Below are 18,572 nucleotides of genomic sequence, written 5' to 3'. Positions count from 1 at the left end.
CCTTTGATCAGTGAATTGCCGTCTATTCAAGAGGAACACCGTTGCGGCAATATCAGAATGACTCAGGGTGGGGAATGCAGAATACATTTCCGCCAGGTTATTCAACCTGCATTGAAGTGTAGCTAGCTCAATTTAAGTAAGCCGAGCGGCCCAATGGCATAAGCGTAGGATTTAAGCGGATTGGCTGTTTTTGTCGTCATTTACTGGCGTGATCGCCGGAATCTGAGGGTTTGCGTGTTGCCAGCCAAGCGTATCGGCAATGGCTCGTCGGTAAGGCGTATCGATTTGCGCCGGGACCTGCTCAATGTAACTTCGCGCGTGGGCGCGTTTATCGCCAGACAGCTGTTGAAGGTAGTTGAGTACCTCCTCAACGCTGGGTATGCGCCCTTCAGTAAAATCCACGCGCGCGGGCAGGCCAGTCCAGATCAAGGCTTCAATGCCCTTGCTGCGTGCCCATTTCTCTATTCCTCCCTCGGCTTTATCACCGATCAACATCATGCCTAAGCCATCCACACGGTCGTCTGGAATGCCTTCGCGCTTGCGCAGTGATTTGCAGGCTAATGCAAGTGACGATGTCGACATCCAGGCCCAGAAGACGGGAATCGGGTCGGCATTCTGGCAGATCGCAGTGGCTAATTCACCGCCATCGCCGATGCGACAAAATTCAATCTGCATCAAGGGGCCGTCTGCTTGCCAGTTTCCTGCAAGTGGCAATACGTCAGGCTTCCAAATCAGCGATCCCCAACCCAGGCAAGCAATTTTCATGTTTTAACTCCTGTTAAGCCGTTCAAAACAGTGCAAATCAATTCAACGGGACTGTTTAAAGTCTGGCAAAGATTACGTCACGACGGCAGGAAAATTTACAGGCAGTTAAACGTTCGGGGCACCTCTAACCAAGCGCGATAAGGTATGCGCCAGCAGGTCGACAATCATCGCAACAATGGGAGTGCCAGTATTTTGGCCGGTTTAAATCACAACATGAACAGTTGCCAGCCACCCGCTAAGAAAGTGCACGTCGTGCAAAATTTGCCCGTTTCTACCGCGTTTAACGCTTAAGTTGCCGCTGAACTTGATGTTAAACCGTCAAGTAGTGTAAAAAGATGCCGCGCAATCGATTACGTTTTAAAGGGTGGAGACGCGTTTACGGGGCTTCGTCCCTGTTGACCACCTGAACGCTAAGGCAGCGGATTTTCTTGAAGTTGCGCCCGTTGTCATTGATCTCACCGGCACATCGCGCTTGTGCTCATCCTTGTGAAGCAGGGCAGAGCAGCAAGTGGACGTTAATTTTGCAGTCGCAAAACGCAGCGGCGTTGATTGCACGTTTATTGGATCACCAGATGAAAAACACGCAAACCGGCACGCTGGGTGCCCTTGAGACGTCAACGGAAAAAGGTTGGCAGAAAACCGACACCATGTGGATGTTGGGATTGTACGGCACCGCGATTGGCGCCGGCGTGTTGTTCTTGCCAATCAACGCAGGCGTTGGTGGCTTGCTTCCGTTAATCATTATGGCGATTCTTGCCTTTCCCCTGACTTTTTTTGCACACCGCGCGCTAACACGCTTTGTCCTTTCAGGCAAAAATCCTTCGGGCGACATCACTGAAGTGGTGGAAGAGCATTTCGGTACGGGCGCGGGAAATGTCATTACGCTGCTCTATTTCTTTGCAATCTATCCCATTTTATTGATGTACAGCGTGGCCATTACCAATACGGTTGAGAGCCTGATCGTTAACCAGTTGGGGTGGGTTGCACCGCCGCGTGTGCTGCTGTCGCTGGTGCTGATTATGGGCATGATGACCATTGTGCGCTTCGGTGAGCAGATGATCGTTAAGGCAATGAGCGTGTTGGTCTATCCCTTCGTGGCCGTTTTAATGTTAATGGCGTGCTATCTGATTCCTCACTGGCACGGTGCGGCGTTGCAAACGATGGAGGTGAATCAGAGCAGCGGAAACGGTTTATGGATGACGCTGTGGCTGGCAATTCCGGTGATGGTGTTTTCTTTTAATCATTCGCCCATCATCTCTTCTTTTGCCGTGGCGAAGCGTGAAGAGTATGGCCAGGAGGCGGAGAAAAAATGTTCACGCATCCTGGCATATTCGCATCTGTTGATGGTTGTGACGGTAATGTTTTTTGTTTTCAGCTGTGTACTGAGCCTGTCGCCAGACGATTTGCATGCAGCAAAAGCGCAGAACATCACCATTCTTTCTTACCTTGCCAACCACTTCCACGTACCGGTTATTGCCTGGCTCGGCCCTATTATCGCGATAGTTGCCATTACTAAATCGTTCCTGGGGCATTATTTGGGCGCGCGTGAAGGCTTTAATGGGCTGGTGAACAAAGCGCTGCGCAGCCAGGGAAAATCGGTCGCGCCGAACACGCTGAATCGCCTGACTTCACTGTTTATGCTGCTTACCACCTGGCTGGTGGCGACACTTGATCCCAATATACTCAGCATGATTGAAACGCTTGGCGGGCCGATCATTGCGGTGATTCTGTTTCTGATGCCGATGTATGCCATCCAGAAAGTCCCGGCAATGCGCAAATACAGCGGTAAAATCAGCAATGTGTTTGTGGTACTGATTGGTCTGATCGCAATTTCAGCGATTTTCTTCTCACTGGTACGTTAAACGTTTAGCGCCGCTATGCGGCGCTTAATCCGGCGCATTTTTTTAACTTCTTTTTACTTCAATCGGATTGCAATACGCTGGTCTGCGAGTTGTTCAAGATGAGACACCAATTCACCAGCCTGATGCTCGGCAAAAACAGTAATGCCGTGCTGACGAAGAAGTGTTGCCGCCACGCCAGCGCCGGGATGCTGCTGACCGCTGAAAGATCCATCGTAAATTCTCTGGCTGCCGCAGGTTGGGCTGCCATCGCTGAGTAGGGCAAAGCGGCAACCCGCATCCTGAGCCGTTTTTAGCGCCAGCCATGCCCCAAGTAAATAGGGTTGTGTGACATCGCTGCCATCGCTTTCTACAATCATCGCCCGCCCGGCCAATACATCCTCACCTGAGCCGCCAATAATTTCAGCCGGTAAACGTGGCGTTGCTAAACCGGCTGCCAGTTCGGGGCAGTGAACGACTAAACGATTTTCTCGCTGCCAGCGATCGAGGGTATCCAGCACCAGCGCTTTATCGCTGCCGTTGTAACGCACACGGAAGCCCATCAAACAGGCGCTGATCAAAATTTTCTCTTTAACGTTTCCTGAAGTCTTAATCAAAACCGTTCTCGCTAGCGTTGATTTATCTGCTGGTTACAGCGTTCAGTTATTAGCATGTGAGTGAGGGAACGAATAATGAGTAATGCTTAACTGAGATGCCTTAACAGCAGTACAGAACGGCTATACCGGGGAACCGGCATGTTTTATGAGATATAAGCTGTGAGACATGCGTTTTTTTTATTTATTCCTGTTTTTATATTTATCAGGGCAGTCTTGATTTAATTTTTATCGCTATCTGGTCAGAGCACAGACCTATTTCTGCTGAGTTACGAAAGTAATTTTTGTCCTTATTATGGATTTTATCTTTTTTGGAAATGTTTATTTACGGCTGAGTTAATAAGTGAAAATTATTTTGTATAACATGACAATTTTTCACCCATTCGCTGTGCTGGAGATGCTATTCTTGCGCTGCGGCACTAGTGATGTGGTGTTGTGTGCTTCAGTTTTCCCTTAATAAAATGTAAGGGTTTTACCCCGTTTGGTTGGTGTGGATATTTAATCCCCGATCGTTTTCGATCGGGTTTTTATTCACCTTTACTCTCCCCCGCATTATGCCGTTATTTTCATTCTTCAAAGGTTACATTTCAGGCATTGGTTTTTTAACGCTATTTCATCAGAAAGTTCTTATTTATTCTGGGTTATTTAAATGCCTGAAAGTCTGCTTTGCTAAATAAACTTTCAGCGCCATCTGTATCAAAAGTTATGACAATCGTTAAGGAATCGATAAGGCAGCGTAATAGTGTGTAAGTTACCGATCTTTAAGACTTTTGGAGATGCTGAACACCCTCCATATGGATAATAGTCATCTCAACGGCGATACATCAGCCGTTGCCATTGGAGGTAGTACCATGAAAAAAACAACATTAACGTTTATCGCTTCACTTTTAGCATGCAGCACACTGTTTTCAAGCGCGTCTTGGGCTGATGGCCCGGGCGATCACCATGGGCAACCGTGGCAGCAACAGCAGGGCGGTGGCGACCGTCATGACGATCGCGGACGCGGGGCGGGTCATGATGATCATCACAACCAAGGCGGCCCTCGCGGCGATCATGACAATCGTGGCGGCTCTCACGCTGACTATCATGGCGAACGCGGTAATGATCGCGATCACTTCGCCTGGAACGGCCACGACTTCCGTCGCGGCCACTCAGTACCACACGAATATCGCGGCGACCATTATCGCGTGAATGACTGGCATGAACGCGGTTTACGTGAACCGCCACGCGGTGAACACTGGGCCTATATTGACGGTAACTATGTGCTGATCGCTGCTGCTACTGGTGTGATTACCTCACTGATCCTGAGCAACGCGTTCCATTAATTTCCCTCACGGATGGCTACGGCCATCCGTGCTTCTTTCCGCTTCCTTCTCACCAGGCTATTCTGACACTTCATTCTGAGGTTCCCTTTTTAAGGAGTCATGATGACGATGGTTAAAATGGTTGCGGTTGATATGGACGGCACCTTTCTTGATGATAAAAAACAGTACAACTCGCCTCGCTTTCTCGCCCTTTATCACCAACTCAAAGCCCGCAACATAAAATTTGTCGTCGCCAGCGGCAATCAGTATTACCAGCTCAAGTCTTTCTTTCCTGACATCGCCAGTGAAATTGCATTTGTGGCTGAAAATGGCGCATGGATCATCGATCGTGATGAGGAGCTTTTTTGCGGCGCCTTTTCTCGCAGCGACATTAACGCGGTGATCGATACGCTGCAAAACGGCCATTATCCGGGTTTGCGCTATCTGCTCTGCGGCCGCAACAGCGCTTATTATTTCGATGATACCGATGAAAAATGGCTAGCGAAAATGCGTCATTACTGCCATCGGCTGAAAAAGATCGGCAGCCTCGATGAAGTACAAGATGACAAGCTGTTCAAATTCGCACTTAACCTCTCTGATGATTACGTCGAACCTTTGATGGCTGATATTACGCGCTTACATCAAGGCGCGGCGGCAGCGACCTCCAGCGGGCATGGCTCTGTTGATTTAATCGTTCCGGGCAACCATAAAGCGCACGGTCTCGATTTGCTGGCGAAACGCTGGGGCATTTCGCATGACGAAGTGCTGGCTTTTGGCGATGGCGGCAACGACCTGGAAATGCTTAAGCAATCTGCATTCAGTTTTGCGATGGAAAATGCGCCGCAGCGGGTGAAAGAGAGCGCACGCTACCTGGCTCCGCACAACAACGAGCAGGGCGTATTGCAGGTGATTGAGCACATGCTAGCGGGCGAGGCACCTTTTACACCTACACCTTCGCGTTGACTGGATTTATCCTTTGCTTTACCGATATTCAAAAATGACATTATCGACTTTTAAATTATCATATCGGGGTTAAACACCGCGTTAGAAGCGATAGGCTCAAGCTGGATGGGCGCGGCGCTTCGCTAGTGTGTGCAGTGGCGCAGCGCGATGGCGGCGAAGGAAATTAACGCGCGGATTGCCGGAAAATATTCAGGCGCCAGGTGATGAAGCTGGCGCAGGTGAGTTCAGTATTTAAAAGGGTGGATTATCACCGAGCAACATTCAAGCCTGCCCAGCTTTGCTTCAAAGCATCGGCCATGCCTGCACAATCATGGATCGCATCTCATCTTTGCTGTAATCCACCAAGGAATTTTTGCTGTTGGCGCGCGCCAGAATCCACTCTACCTCCTGATGCGTTAGTGCAGGGCCATCTTGCCAAAATGGTGTGATCGCCTGCTGCTGCAGCCAGTTTTTCATGTAACGCGCCGGAGAGTCCGTGGCTTCACTAAACAGCTGAGCATGAAGCGCTGTCATTAACTGTTGCTGCTCAATGTGGTGGCTTTCTGCCAAAACCTCAAGAAACGGAAACAGCAGCCGCCCACAAACTTCGCCATGATGAAAAGGCTTGAGTGCACCTAGCTCGCCGGCGATACCGTGAATCACTCCTAAACCGGCGCTGCTCAAGCTAACACCGCCTAACCATGAAGACATCATCATCGCTTCACGCGCTTTATCACCTTCTGCATCGTCACGATTTAATTGGGGCCACGCTTGAACAAACTGCTTTAAGCCCGTTAACGCCAGCTGGCGGGTAAACAGATTCCCTTTATTTGATAAATACGCTTCAAACAGATGGGTAAAGGCGTCAATGCCGCAAGTTGCCAGGACTTTATCGGGGGCATTTTTTAACAGATCGGGATCGAGAATCGCAACCTGAGGCACAAAGACTGGATGGCGCAGTGAGGCTTTTACCTGAATATCGTGTTGATCGGTCACGACCGCATTCTGCGTCACTTCGCTGCCGGTTCCGGCTGTAGTCGGCACCGCAATCATCGGCAGGGTAACTGGCTGAACGGCGCTGTCGCCGACTTTCTCTAAATAACGCGCCGTCGGCAGCGGATGCTGCATCATCGCACTAAATGCCTTAGCGGCATCAAGCACGCTGCCGCCCCCGATGGCTACAACGCGATCGACATGGCCACGCCAACGTGTGACCCAGGCATCAATATCAGCGGGCGACGCTTCATTTCGCACAATTTCATAGCCGATGATGTGATCGTTCAACGTTGACTTTAGCCGGGCATAAGCTGGGCTTTGCAGAAATGATTGACCACAAAACAGCAGGGTCGGCTGCTGCTGTAGCGCTAACAGCGGCACCAGTTTATCAATGCTTCCACGGCCAAACAGAGTTCGTTGATTGCTATACAGCTCACTCAAATTCTCACTCACCTGCGCATCCTTTTAAGTTTTCGCTAAGATTTGAGTGTAACTAAAAGCGCGCCGCTGGCCTCTGCAAACTTTCTGATAACGCGTTGGCAAAAAGTTGATCACCTTCGCAAAACAGAAATTCACTATCGAGAGGGTGATGCTTTCATCGCGATGTTACCCTTAACATGTTATCGGTAACAGCGTTTGTCGAGGTGTTAAAACATCTTACAGACGTTAAGTTCTGTCACCCTTTGGGGACCACGATAACAAACCAGCACTGAGCCAGCTCGTCAGTGCGCATGGTGGAGAAAAATTATGCCATTACTTTACGTGGCGATCGGCGTTGCGTTACTGCTACTGCTTATGATCCGCTTCAAACTCAATGGTTTCATCGCGCTGATTCTGGTAGCGCTGGCGGTCGGTGTGATGCAGGGCATGCCGGTCAATAAAGTTATTACTTCAATTAAAACCGGTGTGGGCGGAACACTGGGCAGTTTGGCGCTGATCATGGGTTTTGGTGCCATGCTCGGTAAACTGCTGGCCGACTGTGGTGGCGCCCAGCGCATTGCGACGACGTTGATTAAGAAGTTTGGCGTCAAGTATATTCAATGGGCGCTGGTGCTGACCGGTTTCACTGTGGGTTTTGCGCTGTTTTACGAAGTTGGTTTCGTCCTGATGTTGCCGTTGGTGTTCAGTGTTGCCGCATCGGCGCGTGTGCCGCTGCTGTACGTCGGTGTGCCAATGGCTGCTGCACTTTCTGTTACGCACGGCTTTTTGCCTCCACACCCTGGCCCAACCGCTATCGCGACCCTGTTTGACGCTGACATGGGTAAAACGCTGCTGTTCGGCACCTTGTTGGGGATCCCAACCGTTATTCTGGCGGGGCCGGTGTATGCGCGTTTCCTGAAGAAAATTGATAAACCCATCCCAGAAAGTTTTTACAACCCTAAAACCTTTACTGAAGCGGAGATGCCAAGTTTTGGCGTGAGCGTTTGGACTGCGTTGATTCCAGTGGTGTTGATGGCTTTGCGTGCGGTGGCGGAAATGCTACTGCCAAAAGGGCATGTACTGCTGCCTTACGCCGAATTCTTCGGCGACCCGGTCATGGCAACGCTGATCGCGGTATTGATCGCTATCTTCACCTTCGGCCTGAACCGCGGTCGTAGCATGGAAGAGGTGATGGATACGCTGACAGATTCGATCAAAATCATCGCAATGATGCTGTTGATCATCGGCGGCGGCGGGGCATTCAAGCAGGTATTGGTGGACAGCGGCGTAGATAAATATATCGCCAACATGATGAACCAAACCAACCTGTCACCTATTTTCATGGCCTGGTCGATTGCTGCGGTGTTACGTATTGCGTTGGGTTCTGCCACCGTGGCGGCAATTACTGCTGGCGGGATTGTGGCACCCTTGATTGTTAGCAGTGGCGCCAGCCCGGAGCTTATGGTGATTGCCGTCGGTTCCGGTAGCGTGATCTTCTCGCACGTAAACGACCCAGGATTCTGGCTGTTTAAAGAATATTTTAACCTGACGATTGGCGAAACGATTCGTTCATGGTCAGCGCTGGAAACCATTATCTCCGTATGTGGTTTGATCGGCTGCTTACTGCTCTCTTACGCCCTATAAGCAAAAACCGCCGCGACAACGTGTCGCGGCGGTTTTACTTTATACTGCCAACAAACGGAACGCGTTTAGCTCTTCATCTGGCATGCCAGCCTGTGCCGCTGCCTGACATATCTGCTGCCAGCTGGTGGCATCTAACGGAATGCCTAAACGATCGCGCGCTTCGCGATTCGCTTCTTCCCATTCACCTGGCACCTGAATATCCTCATCACCACTTTTCGGTGAGCGTTTTACCCATTCAATAAAAGCTTCGGCTTCTTCTTGCATCGCTGGCGCGTCAAAAGCAGCAGGATCAAGGATGATAGTGGTCATGCAGTTGAAGATGGCGTCACTGTTGCTCTGCACTGTGGCATCGTGAGTGGTGCGCCCACCCGACAACGCGCCACCGAGAATCTCGCACATTGCCGCTAATGCGTAACCCTTATGCAGGCCAAAAGGCAGTAAAGAGCCAAACGGCTGTTGATGCATCACACCTGGTTGCGTGGTGGCATGACCTTGGTGATCAATCAGATAACCTGGCGCGACCTCAATGCCTTTATTCCAGGCAACCCGCGTTTTGCCATAAGCAATACCGCTGGTAGCGAAATCAAGCAGCAGCGGTTTAGCATTTTGTCTTGGAAAAATGGCGCAAAATGGGTTAGTACCAAAACGGCGATCGCTGCCACCAAAGGGTGCCACCATGGGATCGCCCATAACGTTAACGAAGTGGAACGAGACCAAACCCGCTGCTGCACACTGTTCTGCCCAGTGACCAATACGACCAATATGATGTGAATGATGTAAACCGACCGCGGCAATCCCTAATTTCTGAGCACGTTCAATGCCCAATTTCATTGCTTCCCAAGCGGCAACCTGACCAAAGCCCTGATTGGCATGCAGCGTCAACACCGCACCAGCGTCTTTGGTCAGCGTTGGGCGCTGATTAAGCTGCAAATGACCTTGTGCCAACGACGCCATGTAGCTGGGGATCATACCTACGCCGTGGGAGTCGTGTCCTGCCAGGTTCGCAGCAACTAAATGATCGGCAACCAAGCCAGCTTCTTCTGTTGTGCTGCCGGCATAAAGCCAAATCGCCTGAACAAACTGATGTAATCGACTGGCATTAATACGATGCAATTGACTCACGCTAATCTCCTTTTTATGAAGGGTTTTCATCCTGCAGTGAAAGGTAGGCCAGCGGCAAGTGTTGGTTAGATATCAAGGGGCTTTTTAAGAGCAGGGCCGCAAAATGCGGCCCAAAGTTTTGAGGATTAATGGGGTTGTTCGAAACCGGCTTTCACCATCTGTTCGCGCAGTGCACGCGCTATTTCGCGGTTACCACCCGTGACAGGATAAATCACGTTATTTACCACATCGTCTAAATAGGGTTCATCAAACTCTTGCAAGGTAAGTTGAGTACCGCCTTCATCATTGATAGCGAAAGAACCCTTGATGTGATCGCCGCTATTTTTAGCCTTAAGACTATAGCGACCCATGCTGGTATTAATCGTGCTCATAAGATCTCCTTGTTACTGATTTCAAATTCATCACAATTCTGGCCTGCCTTTGCCGCTTAAATTTTAGCTGGCCCTGCTTCGCTAAACGAAGCGGTGTCCCAGAAATAATGATTATCTTGCGACCTGTCTCGCAGAAAAAAAATGGACACTAAGCGGCTTAACGGGGCAGAGTTGGTCTTTGAGAGCGAAGCAGCAAAGGTAAAATTTTCACCTATACTGTTTACAGGAAAGGCTTTTTTATTAGGTAAGGGAGAGGGAAATGAAAATAATTTTGTGGGTCATCGCCATCATTTTTATCGTTGGGCTGTTAACGCTGACAGGGGTGTTCAAACTCATTTTCTAATAAAGCGGGCACCTTACCGGGTGCCCGAATTTCCTCTCAATTGCCTGAATCTCTGTTTTGACGTACGGGTGAACAGGGCGAGAGGGGGCTGTTACGCGTTACAGGTAACAAATCTTTTACCGCAAGATGTTTCTTACAGTATGCACAACAGGCGCCGTGGAAAGGTTTCAAACTTGCTTTGCAATCAATAAAGGTAAACTTTGCGCTGCCACATGCAGTGCAGCGAATTTTCATCACCATGGCATCTTCGCCTCCTTCCTGGAATTGAATAAGACCAATCTTATCAAAAACACATCAAAAATAGTTAAGATTTTCTAATTTATAACACGTTGCGATCATTTCTTTTAGCGCATTGAATCTAAGAATATTTTCCTGTTTCGTAGCTGTTTTTTGAGCAATTCAAGCTCCGCAAAAATCCTTTTCATTGATAAGGATCATGTTTTTTAGCTGTTTGCGGATAATCTCGCCATCAATGGCCTGTTTTCGCATTTAATGTGACCAGATGCGAAAGTTCTTGGCGGTGCCTCACCTCTTTCTGCGGCACAATTTCTTAAAATCGACTTCATGTTTATCTCCAGTTTGGAGCGCCTCATTAAGATGCCCGCTTGGCTTCAACACTGGGTTTAGAACTCGCCATTTAAAAAATCGGCAGGAAAAAGCAGTGAACAGGTATTGTCTTCTCGTGATCTGGCCTCTTGTTCCAGCACTCATGCTCTCATTCTCACTTCAGGCCGCAACGTTGCTTCAGGGAGTGCAGTCAGGTTGGGAAACCTTAAATCATAATGTGCAACAGACCTGGCAGCAGCCAGACAGCGTGGATGTCTATGTGCCAGCGATAACCTGGCATAACCGCTGGACCTACGATGAGGAACATATTGATCGCTATAACGAACATCCATGGGGCGCGGGTGGCGGCGTTTCTCGTTATGACGAAAAGGGGAACTGGCATGGCCTGTATCTCATGGCCTTTAAGGATTCTTTCAATAAATGGGAGCCGATCGGTGGATACGGTTGGGAAGCGACCTGGCGACCGTTAGAAAATCAGTCATTCCACTGGGGCGTAGGTTTTACTGTGGGAGCCACAGCGCGAGATAACTGGAATTACTTCCCCGTTCCTGTGCTATTACCCTTGGGTTCAATAGGTTATGGCGCATTGAGTTTTCAAATGACTTACATTCCGGGCACTTATAACAATGGAAATGTCTATTTTGCCTGGCTACGTTGGGCATTTTAGGCAAGCGAAAGAAACATAAAGTGTGACGCATCTAAAGAATGTCGATATTTATCACTTTTCCATCAATTCAAGCTGGACAAATCTCTCTGCAATTGCTGTACTAGACGCCGACACAGTTTAGTGTCCATTTTTCATGTAAAGGTAATATTAGATGTCTAAGATCAAAGGTAACGTTAAGTGGTTTAATGAATCTAAAGGATTCGGTTTCATTACTCCTGAAGATGGCAGCAAAGATGTATTCGTACACTTCTCTGCAATCCAGAGCAACGGCTTCAAAACTCTGGCTGAAGGTCAGCGCGTTGAGTTTGAAATCACCGACGGCGCGAAAGGCCCATCTGCTGCTAACGTTATCAGTCTGTAAGTTAACAGTCAGAATTCTAAAAACCCGCCAATTGGCGGGTTTTTTTATGCCTGTTATTCCTCAATTGCCATGCATTGATATTCCTCTAGCCCTCCTGCCCACCACCGTAGCAATGCCCGATCTTGGTGACTGAATCACTCTTTTTCCACGAACCGGCATCAGGTGCGTTGAAGATGCAAATTTAATGGCTTACGGATGACGGCGCACATTCTGCGGTGTCAGTCACAAATAGTTCTCGTAACATAATCATAACAAGCGTTACTTGCAGATTTTTCATTCTCAACGCTATATAACAGAACGACAGGAATTACCCCCTTCAGGAGAGAAAATGAATATACGTCAGGCACAGGCAAAGGACAGTTTCGCATTGAGCGCGTTGTTAGCGGAGCTAGGCTACGGCGGAACGGAGAGTTTTATTGACCAGCGCCTTGCTCAGCTCATCACGCATCCGAATGAAATGCTTTTAGTTGCGGAGCATGGCACGCAGGTGCTGGGCTTTTTGTCGATGCATTTTATTCCACAGCTGGCGTTGGCCGGTGATTTTGCGCGTATCAGTTATTTCTGCATTGCTGAAGGTGAGCGCAGTAAGGGTGTCGGTCAGCAGCTTATTCAGCACGCTGAAGCCATGGCGTCACAACGCGGTTGCGACCGCATGGAAGTGCATTGTCACGTATCACGACTAAAAGCTAATCAGTTTTATGCGCGAGAAGGCTACGAAGAATCGCCGAGTTATCATGTCAAAGATTTACGCCCAAACTGATTTCATGTCCGGCAGCAATCACCAGCGCATTGGCGATCATTTCCAACTGTTGCTCGTTCATACAGGCAATACTGACGCGAATAAACTGCGTGTTGCCCAAGCGGCAGCGTTCGCCTGGCAGCACAGCGATACCGCGTGCCGCCAAGGTGATCATCGCAAATTGTTCTGAGAGTACGGGAATATAAATACTCAATCCATCCCGCGCTTCAAGTACTAATCCACGATTCGCTAAAGCCAGCAAGAGTTTCTCCCGCCGTTGGCGGTAAGTTTCCCGGGCGACGTTAATGTGCTGTTGAGTCGCTGCGTCCTCCAGCATCCACGCAACGGCATCCTGCAAAATACGGCTGGTCCAGCTAACGCCAAAATTACGCCAGGCCTGAATGCGTTTGACCATATTTGATGTAGCAGAAAGCACCGCCAACCTTAAATCTGGCCCATACGCTTTGGAGAATGAGCGTACGTGTATCGTGCGGTCGGGAAAAACTTCCCCCAGGCTCCAGGCAGATTCCACGGAAAGATCGCCAATGCCGTCATCTTCGATAATCAGCGTCGAGCTGGTTGCTAATACATCTGCCAACGCCTGACGACGCCCGCGGCTGATATTGTGCCCTGTCGCTGAATGCGTGCGCGGTTGATAAATCACCATCACCGGCGACTTCTCTAGCAATGTTGTTAGCACCTCTGGCAACGGGCCTTCGCTGTCACAAGCTAGAGGCAGGATTTCAGCGCCAACGTTGTCGAGCATATCCAGCAAGCGTGTCGCTGTCGGATCCTCAATGATGACCCGATCGCCAGGCGAAACCAGCGTTTGCACCACTAAATTCATCGCATCAAAACCACCATCGGTCGCTAAATAAGCTTCTGCCGGATAAGGCCAGCGAGGTTGAATCGCGCTGAGCAACTGCGGCGAAATGGCTTCACGATAGTAGCTGTTGAGCTGTGGAGAGTTAAGTGCCGCCTGTAAAGCGGACGATAAATCAGGCAGCAAAGCGGTATCAGGCGATGCCATTGCCAGGTCAGCTTGAATGTTATCGCCATAGTTACCAATTTTCTCAAAGCGAATAGGGCGAGGCGTTACGTTATTTCCACTCACCCAAACGCCACTTCGGCCTTTACCTGCCAGCACTTTCTGCTTCTTTAACTGCGCCCAGGCAGCTGAAACGGTTGCTGGGCTTACGCCTAACACTTCCGCTAAGTCGCGTACCGACGGCATCTGCATGCCAATCGCAATTTGGCCGTCACGTATTAGCGTGGAGGCAGCCAGCGCAATGCCTTTTACGGAAGCATCATTAATTTGGCTACTTAGCCAGTGAAGATCTACGGTTTGCGTCATAAGAAAATAATTTGTTCAGTAACAAAGAAAAGATTGTTCAGGATAGTGTTCCAGATCTAGTATCAAATTCAAGCACTATTTGGTGATTAAATCATCGCAGCTCAACTGCATTGGCAGAGACGGGGAAAAAATGGAAAGGCTTACCATCAGACTAGCGGTACGTGACTGGGACTATTTTACGCCGCTGGCACTTGGCGACATCAAGCCGGAAGGCTTTGATTTAAAAATTGATCGCGTCGGGACGCTGGTAAATGACATTGCAACCAGCCCTGATTACGACGCAGGCGAAGTCTCCTTTAGCCGTTACGCGCAAGGCCGGGCGAAAGGTGATCACTCGCTGCTTGGCCTGCCGCACTTTTTGATGCGTGGCTTTCGCCAGCGCTGCATTATCACCACCACCGCAAGTCCGCTCACTTCGCCAGCACAGCTAAAAGGAAAGAGAATTGGTGTTACGGGTTGGCAAGATTCAGGTAACACCTGGACGCGCACAGTGCTGCGTGAAGCGGGAGTGGAAATTGATGATGCTTATTGGTTTGCCGGTCGATTAACTGCCGACCATCCGATTGTTGACCGTTTGGCAGGATTTGGCCGTCCGGGCCGTATCGAACCTGCGCCAGAAGAGCGCCCACTGATTGAGTTGCTGAAAGCGGGTGAGCTGGATGCTGTGTTTACCCCCTTCATGCCAGAAGGTTTTTTCCTGGCGGAATCGGGCTTACGTCAACTGCAAACCGATTTTTATCAGGCCGAGCTTGATTATTTTAATCGTGTTGGATATGTGCCAGGCATCCACATTTTGGCAATGAAACCCGCGCTGGCGGAGCAGCATCCTTGGCTGCCTCAGGCGTTGAGTGACCTCATTACCCGTTCCTATCACGTATGGATGCAAAAGCGCGAAAAGTATGCCGACACCACGCCGTGGTTACTGGACGATTTGCGACGTACCGCGCAGGAATTGCCAGCCAACTGGAATGAAAACGGTTTTACCGTTAACAAGAAGATGATCACGGACTTTGCCAATGAGCTGTATCAACAAGGTCTGACCAAAACATTGCTGACGCCGGAGCTTCTATTCCCGGTGGCAGGTAAGGGGGAATGATGATGAAAGTCGCGATGGGGCAATTTGCCGTTAGCCGTGAATGGCAGGATAACGCGGATATTTGCCTTGATTTAATGAGCCGGTCCTTAGCGGGTGGCGCGCATCTACTGGTACTGCCTGAAGGCGTATTGGCGCGTGATATCGCCGATCCCGATTTAGTTCTGAAAGCTGCGCAGCCGCTGGATGGCCCATTTTTAACCCAACTCTTGGCAGCCAGTAAAGGTAACGACCTCACCACGATGATGAGTGTCCATGTGCCAACGCAAGAGCAAAAGGCGCTCAACGTCCTGATCGCCATTCGCAATGGTGAAATCATTGCTGCTTACGAAAAGCTGCATCTTTATGACGCCTTTGCCATGCAAGAATCACAGCGCGTTAATCCCGGCCATGTCATTCCACCCTTAGTTGAGGTGGCGGGTATGAAGGTGGGATTAATGACCTGTTATGACGTGCGTTTCCCGGAGCTGGCGCGCCGTCTGGTGCTGGATGGTGCCGATGTGCTGGTACTGCCTGCCGCCTGGGTCAAAGGGCCGCTGAAAGAGATGCACTGGGAATTACTCACTACCGCGCGGGCACTGGAAAACACCTGCTACATGGTCGCGGTGGGAGAATGTGGACCACGCAATATTGGCAATAGCCTGGTGATTGATCCGCTCGGCGTCGCGATTGCAAAAGCGCCGGAATCCACCGCGTTGGTGTTTGCCGATCTCGATCCGCAGCGGATCGCCTACGCTCGCAGCGTTTTACCGGTCCTTGAAAATCGTCGTTTTGCACGACCAGAACTAAAAACACACTGACAGCATTGGGGAAAATAATGAAAAAGATAGCGACCGCACTCACGCTGGCTTTAGGTATGACTGCAACTTTAGCCCATGCTGCTGATGCCATTGCGGTTCAAAAAGTGGATCAGGCACTGCACGATTGTCTGCCAGAAGAGATCAAAACAGCCGGGAAAATGATTTCAGTTAACAACGGCTCCTTTCCTCCGTATGAAATAGTCAATGGCCCACACTCAATGGATGGCGCATCCGCTGACTTAACCACAGCGCTCAGCCAGCTGCTGGGCGTTAAAATTGAACATGCAACGGTCAGTGGTTTATCAGGCGTATTGGCTGGGATTAATTCGGGACGCTATCAGTTAGCAATCGGTCCGGTAGGCGATTATCCAGACCGCCAGCAAAAAGTCGACTTTATCGATTACGTGCAAGAGTTTGTGGTTTTTGGCGTTCAAAAAGGCAATCCGTCAAAAATTAATAGTCTGGACGACACCTGCGGCAAGCGGATTGCGGTTATGGCTGCCGGCTCTGCCGAACAAGTTATTCGTAAGCAATCTGCCGCTTGTACCGCTGCCGGTAAACCGGCGGTCACTGTGCAATCTTTTACCGACCAACCCTCCTCTATTTTGGCGGTACGTTCTAAGCGCTCTGATGCCTTTTTCTCTTCACAAGCGCCGCTGACTTATTTTGTTGAACAGGCGAATGGTCAGCTTGAACTCGCAGGCACAGGTCAGAAAAATGGTTTTGGCGATATCTTCCAGGGCACCGTTGTGCCGAAAAACTCTCAACTGGGTAAAGTTGTACTGGATGGTTACAAAGCGCTGTATCAAAACGGTACTTATGCAGCAATCATGAAAAAGTGGAAGTTGGACGGCAACATGATTACTGAACCGGGCGTTAATCTGGCGAAAGGGGCGGCTAAATGAGTTTACACACCAACGATTCACGAGCCATGGACAAGGCCAACGTGCAACAGCGCGACGTGGCTTTTGCCCACAGTGCGCCCTCATATGGACGCTGGGTCTCCTGGATTGTGGTGCTGGTTATTGGCTCGAACCTGATGTGGCTGGTAGCGACCAATCCCAATTTCGAATGGAAAGTGGTGCTGCAATGGTTCACGGAAGGCACAGTCTTGAAAGGGTTGCAGGTCACGCTCGGACTCACGGTGGTGTCGATGATTCTCGGCACCCTGTTGGGTTTAATTCTGGCGGTCTGGCGTTTGTCAGAGAATAAATTACTGAGCGGTCTTTCCGGTCTCTATATCTGGTTCTTCCGGGGTACGCCGCTGTTGGTGCAACTCATTTTTTGGTACAACCTGTCGACGCTGTTCCCGACCTTATCGATTACTGTGCCCTGGACCGACATCACTTTTGCCAGCTGGAATACCAATGATCTCATCACACCGCTGACGGCAGCAATTGCGGGACTGGCGTTGAATGAAGCGGCTTATATGGCGGAAGTGATTCGTGCTGGCCTGCTCTCGGTCGACAACGGTCAGGTAGAAACCACTCAGGCCTTTGGGATGAGTCGAGCGCGTGCACTGCGCCGCATTATTATTCCACAGGCGATGCGTTCCATCATTCCACCTACTGGCAACCAGCTCATCAGTATGATCAAAGCCACTTCGTTGGTGAGCGTTATCGCGATGGGCGATCTGCTTTATTCCGTGCAGGCCGTCTACAACCGCACCTTCGAAATTATTCCAATGCTGATGGTGGCGGTAATTTGGTATCTGCTCATCACCTCAATTCTCAATGTGGGACAGTCCGCTATTGAACGCTACTACGCGCGTGGTACGAAACGCGTGGCGGTTACGGCCAAACGTGCCGCTACGCCATTTGCCAATACGTCGTTGGTGCGTAAGGAGGACGTATGAAAACAGCTGAACCTTTAGTCAGCGCGCGAAACGTGCAGAAAAGTTATGGCGACAATGAAGTGCTCAAAGGCATCGACCTTGATGTCTATCCCGGTGAAGTGGTGGTTATTCTTGGCCCATCAGGGTCGGGGAAATCTACTTTTTTACGCTGCATTAATCATCTGGAAGATATGAACGGCGGCTCGATTATGGTCGGCGATCAGCAGATTGGTTATGAGCTAAAACGCAGCGTGTTACATCGTTTGTCACCGCGAAAAATTGCCCAGCAACGGCAGAAAATTGGCATGGTGTTTCAGCAGTTCAATCTCTACCCCCATATGACAGTGCTGCAAAACATCATTGAAGCGCCGATTGGTGTGCATAAATTTCCCCGTCAGGCAGCGTTAGCGCATGCTAAAGAGCTGCTGGCAACGGTGGGGTTGAGCGACAAAGCGGATGCCTGGCCGCGACACCTTTCTGGTGGACAGCAACAGCGTGTCGCCATTGCTCGCGCATTAGCGATTAAGCCGACCTTAATGCTATTTGATGAACCGACTTCGGCGCTGGATCCTGAATTAGTGGGTGAAGTGCTGGCCACCATGCGCACGCTGGCCGATCAAGGCTTAACCATGATTGTGGTCACGCACGAAATTGGTTTTGCACGCGAAGCAGCCGATCGCGTGGTGTTCATGGATGGTGGGGTGGTGGTGGAGCAAGGAACGCCGGATGAGGTCATTGCGAATCCGCAGCATCCACGAACGCAGGCTTTTTTAAGTCGTTTTATTTAAGCGTTTATGA

Annotated in this window: 18 protein-coding genes; 12 read left to right on the top strand and 6 right to left on the bottom strand. The window is 50.0% G+C overall.

What is annotated here, in order from left to right:
* Nucleotides 1-171: 171 nt before the first annotated feature.
* Nucleotides 172-765: a hypothetical protein gene (locus MUG06_RS09195; protein WP_243078363.1), complete on the bottom strand. Its 594-nt coding sequence runs from the start codon at nucleotides 763-765 to the stop codon at nucleotides 172-174.
* Between the two features lie 572 nt (nucleotides 766-1,337).
* On the opposite strand from MUG06_RS09195, the gene MUG06_RS09190 reads away from it, so the two are divergent.
* Nucleotides 1,338-2,627 (top strand): HAAAP family serine/threonine permease, encoded by a 1,290-nt coding sequence (locus MUG06_RS09190; RefSeq protein WP_243078526.1) that lies wholly within the window; start codon nucleotides 1,338-1,340, stop codon nucleotides 2,625-2,627.
* Between the two features lie 53 nt (nucleotides 2,628-2,680).
* Here the strand turns inward: MUG06_RS09190 and MUG06_RS09185 are convergent, their stop codons facing one another.
* Nucleotides 2,681-3,217, bottom strand: a complete 537-nt coding sequence (locus MUG06_RS09185) for a DUF523 domain-containing protein (RefSeq protein WP_309140181.1) — start codon at nucleotides 3,215-3,217, stop codon at nucleotides 2,681-2,683.
* An 851-nt stretch (nucleotides 3,218-4,068) separates the two neighbouring features.
* Between MUG06_RS09185 and MUG06_RS09180 the strand changes: the two genes are divergently transcribed.
* Nucleotides 4,069-4,542 carry an RcnB family protein gene (locus MUG06_RS09180; RefSeq protein ID WP_243078362.1) on the top strand — a complete coding sequence of 158 codons (474 nt, stop codon included), beginning with the start codon at nucleotides 4,069-4,071 and terminating at the stop codon, nucleotides 4,540-4,542.
* A 102-nt stretch (nucleotides 4,543-4,644) separates the two neighbouring features.
* Complete coding sequence (locus MUG06_RS09175) at nucleotides 4,645-5,484, top strand: Cof-type HAD-IIB family hydrolase (protein ID WP_243078361.1); 840 nt, start codon at nucleotides 4,645-4,647, stop codon at nucleotides 5,482-5,484.
* Between the two features lie 282 nt (nucleotides 5,485-5,766).
* On the opposite strand, the gene MUG06_RS09170 is transcribed toward MUG06_RS09175, so the two are convergent.
* The gene (locus tag MUG06_RS09170) at nucleotides 5,767-6,912 is read right to left on the bottom strand and encodes an iron-containing alcohol dehydrogenase (protein ID WP_243078360.1); all 1,146 of its coding nucleotides are present in this window, start codon (nucleotides 6,910-6,912) and stop codon (nucleotides 5,767-5,769) included.
* A 294-nt stretch (nucleotides 6,913-7,206) separates the two neighbouring features.
* On the opposite strand from MUG06_RS09170, the gene gntT reads away from it, so the two are divergent.
* Nucleotides 7,207-8,523, top strand: coding sequence for a gluconate transporter (gene gntT, locus MUG06_RS09165; RefSeq protein WP_215847377.1), 1,317 nt, complete (start codon nucleotides 7,207-7,209; stop codon nucleotides 8,521-8,523).
* Between the two features lie 39 nt (nucleotides 8,524-8,562).
* On the opposite strand, the gene MUG06_RS09160 is transcribed toward gntT, so the two are convergent.
* Both MUG06_RS09160 and MUG06_RS09155 read right to left on the bottom strand, forming a co-directional pair.
* Nucleotides 8,563-9,645, bottom strand: coding sequence for a malate/lactate/ureidoglycolate dehydrogenase (locus MUG06_RS09160; protein WP_215847376.1), 1,083 nt, complete (start codon nucleotides 9,643-9,645; stop codon nucleotides 8,563-8,565).
* A 125-nt stretch (nucleotides 9,646-9,770) separates the two neighbouring features.
* Nucleotides 9,771-10,016, bottom strand: coding sequence for a hypothetical protein (locus MUG06_RS09155; protein WP_215847375.1), 246 nt, complete (start codon nucleotides 10,014-10,016; stop codon nucleotides 9,771-9,773).
* Between the two features lie 1,004 nt (nucleotides 10,017-11,020).
* Here MUG06_RS09155 and pagP point away from each other — a divergent pair.
* From pagP to MUG06_RS09140, 3 genes are all read left to right on the top strand, one after another.
* Nucleotides 11,021-11,593 (top strand): lipid IV(A) palmitoyltransferase PagP, encoded by a 573-nt coding sequence (pagP, locus tag MUG06_RS09150; protein ID WP_243078359.1) that lies wholly within the window; start codon nucleotides 11,021-11,023, stop codon nucleotides 11,591-11,593.
* Between the two features lie 151 nt (nucleotides 11,594-11,744).
* Complete coding sequence (gene cspE / locus MUG06_RS09145) at nucleotides 11,745-11,954, top strand: transcription antiterminator/RNA stability regulator CspE (RefSeq protein ID WP_006118399.1); 210 nt, start codon at nucleotides 11,745-11,747, stop codon at nucleotides 11,952-11,954.
* A gap of 328 nt (nucleotides 11,955-12,282) precedes the next feature.
* On the top strand, nucleotides 12,283-12,714 hold the full coding sequence (locus tag MUG06_RS09140; protein ID WP_243078358.1) for a GNAT family N-acetyltransferase: 432 nt from the start codon (nucleotides 12,283-12,285) through the stop codon (nucleotides 12,712-12,714).
* Here the strand turns inward: MUG06_RS09140 and MUG06_RS09135 are convergent.
* Nucleotides 12,692-14,047 carry an aminotransferase class I/II-fold pyridoxal phosphate-dependent enzyme gene (locus MUG06_RS09135; RefSeq protein WP_215847373.1) on the bottom strand — a complete coding sequence of 452 codons (1,356 nt, stop codon included), beginning with the start codon at nucleotides 14,045-14,047 and terminating at the stop codon, nucleotides 12,692-12,694. The genes MUG06_RS09140 and MUG06_RS09135 overlap by 23 nt on opposite strands.
* A 130-nt stretch (nucleotides 14,048-14,177) precedes the next feature.
* Between MUG06_RS09135 and MUG06_RS09130 the strand changes: the two genes are divergently transcribed.
* Genes MUG06_RS09130 through MUG06_RS09110 form a run of 5 tightly spaced genes read left to right on the top strand, consistent with a single transcriptional unit; the run spans nucleotide 14,178 to nucleotide 18,562 of the window.
* Nucleotides 14,178-15,143, top strand: a complete 966-nt coding sequence (locus MUG06_RS09130) for a nitrate ABC transporter substrate-binding protein (RefSeq protein WP_243078357.1) — start codon at nucleotides 14,178-14,180, stop codon at nucleotides 15,141-15,143.
* A gap of 2 nt (nucleotides 15,144-15,145) precedes the next feature.
* On the top strand, nucleotides 15,146-15,940 hold the full coding sequence (locus MUG06_RS09125) for a deaminated glutathione amidase (protein ID WP_215848320.1): 795 nt from the start codon (nucleotides 15,146-15,148) through the stop codon (nucleotides 15,938-15,940).
* Between the two features lie 17 nt (nucleotides 15,941-15,957).
* Nucleotides 15,958-16,845 (top strand): ABC transporter substrate-binding protein, encoded by an 888-nt coding sequence (locus tag MUG06_RS09120; protein ID WP_243078356.1) that lies wholly within the window; start codon nucleotides 15,958-15,960, stop codon nucleotides 16,843-16,845.
* Nucleotides 16,842-17,795: an amino acid ABC transporter permease gene (locus tag MUG06_RS09115; protein ID WP_243078355.1), complete on the top strand. Its 954-nt coding sequence runs from the start codon at nucleotides 16,842-16,844 to the stop codon at nucleotides 17,793-17,795. Before MUG06_RS09120 ends, MUG06_RS09115 begins: the two co-directional genes overlap by 4 nt.
* The gene (locus MUG06_RS09110; protein WP_243078354.1) at nucleotides 17,792-18,562 is read left to right on the top strand and encodes an amino acid ABC transporter ATP-binding protein; all 771 of its coding nucleotides are present in this window, start codon (nucleotides 17,792-17,794) and stop codon (nucleotides 18,560-18,562) included. Before MUG06_RS09115 ends, MUG06_RS09110 begins: the two co-directional genes overlap by 4 nt.
* Nucleotides 18,563-18,572 lie beyond the last annotated feature (10 nt).

This window comes from Pantoea sp. MQR6 (assembly GCF_022761075.1).
Lineage (GTDB): Bacteria > Pseudomonadota > Gammaproteobacteria > Enterobacterales > Enterobacteriaceae > Pantoea > Pantoea phytostimulans.
This window is presented reverse-complemented; position numbering and strand designations above follow the sequence as displayed.

Coding starts and splice junctions, on each gene's coding strand:
- MUG06_RS09195 (WP_243078363.1), bottom strand. CDS start 765: ATGAAAATTGCTTGCCTGGGTTGGGGATCGCTGATTTGGAAGCCTGAC.
- MUG06_RS09190 (WP_243078526.1), top strand. CDS start 1,338: ATGAAAAACACGCAAACCGGCACGCTGGGTGCCCTTGAGACGTCAACG.
- MUG06_RS09180 (WP_243078362.1), top strand. CDS start 4,069: ATGAAAAAAACAACATTAACGTTTATCGCTTCACTTTTAGCATGCAGC.
- MUG06_RS09175 (WP_243078361.1), top strand. CDS start 4,645: ATGACGATGGTTAAAATGGTTGCGGTTGATATGGACGGCACCTTTCTT.
- gntT (WP_215847377.1), top strand. CDS start 7,207: ATGCCATTACTTTACGTGGCGATCGGCGTTGCGTTACTGCTACTGCTT.
- MUG06_RS09155 (WP_215847375.1), bottom strand. CDS start 10,016: ATGAGCACGATTAATACCAGCATGGGTCGCTATAGTCTTAAGGCTAAA.
- cspE (WP_006118399.1), top strand. CDS start 11,745: ATGTCTAAGATCAAAGGTAACGTTAAGTGGTTTAATGAATCTAAAGGA.
- MUG06_RS09140 (WP_243078358.1), top strand. CDS start 12,283: ATGAATATACGTCAGGCACAGGCAAAGGACAGTTTCGCATTGAGCGCG.
- MUG06_RS09135 (WP_215847373.1), bottom strand. CDS start 14,047: ATGACGCAAACCGTAGATCTTCACTGGCTAAGTAGCCAAATTAATGAT.
- MUG06_RS09130 (WP_243078357.1), top strand. CDS start 14,178: ATGGAAAGGCTTACCATCAGACTAGCGGTACGTGACTGGGACTATTTT.
- MUG06_RS09125 (WP_215848320.1), top strand. CDS start 15,146: ATGAAAGTCGCGATGGGGCAATTTGCCGTTAGCCGTGAATGGCAGGAT.
- MUG06_RS09120 (WP_243078356.1), top strand. CDS start 15,958: ATGAAAAAGATAGCGACCGCACTCACGCTGGCTTTAGGTATGACTGCA.
- MUG06_RS09115 (WP_243078355.1), top strand. CDS start 16,842: ATGAGTTTACACACCAACGATTCACGAGCCATGGACAAGGCCAACGTG.
- MUG06_RS09110 (WP_243078354.1), top strand. CDS start 17,792: ATGAAAACAGCTGAACCTTTAGTCAGCGCGCGAAACGTGCAGAAAAGT.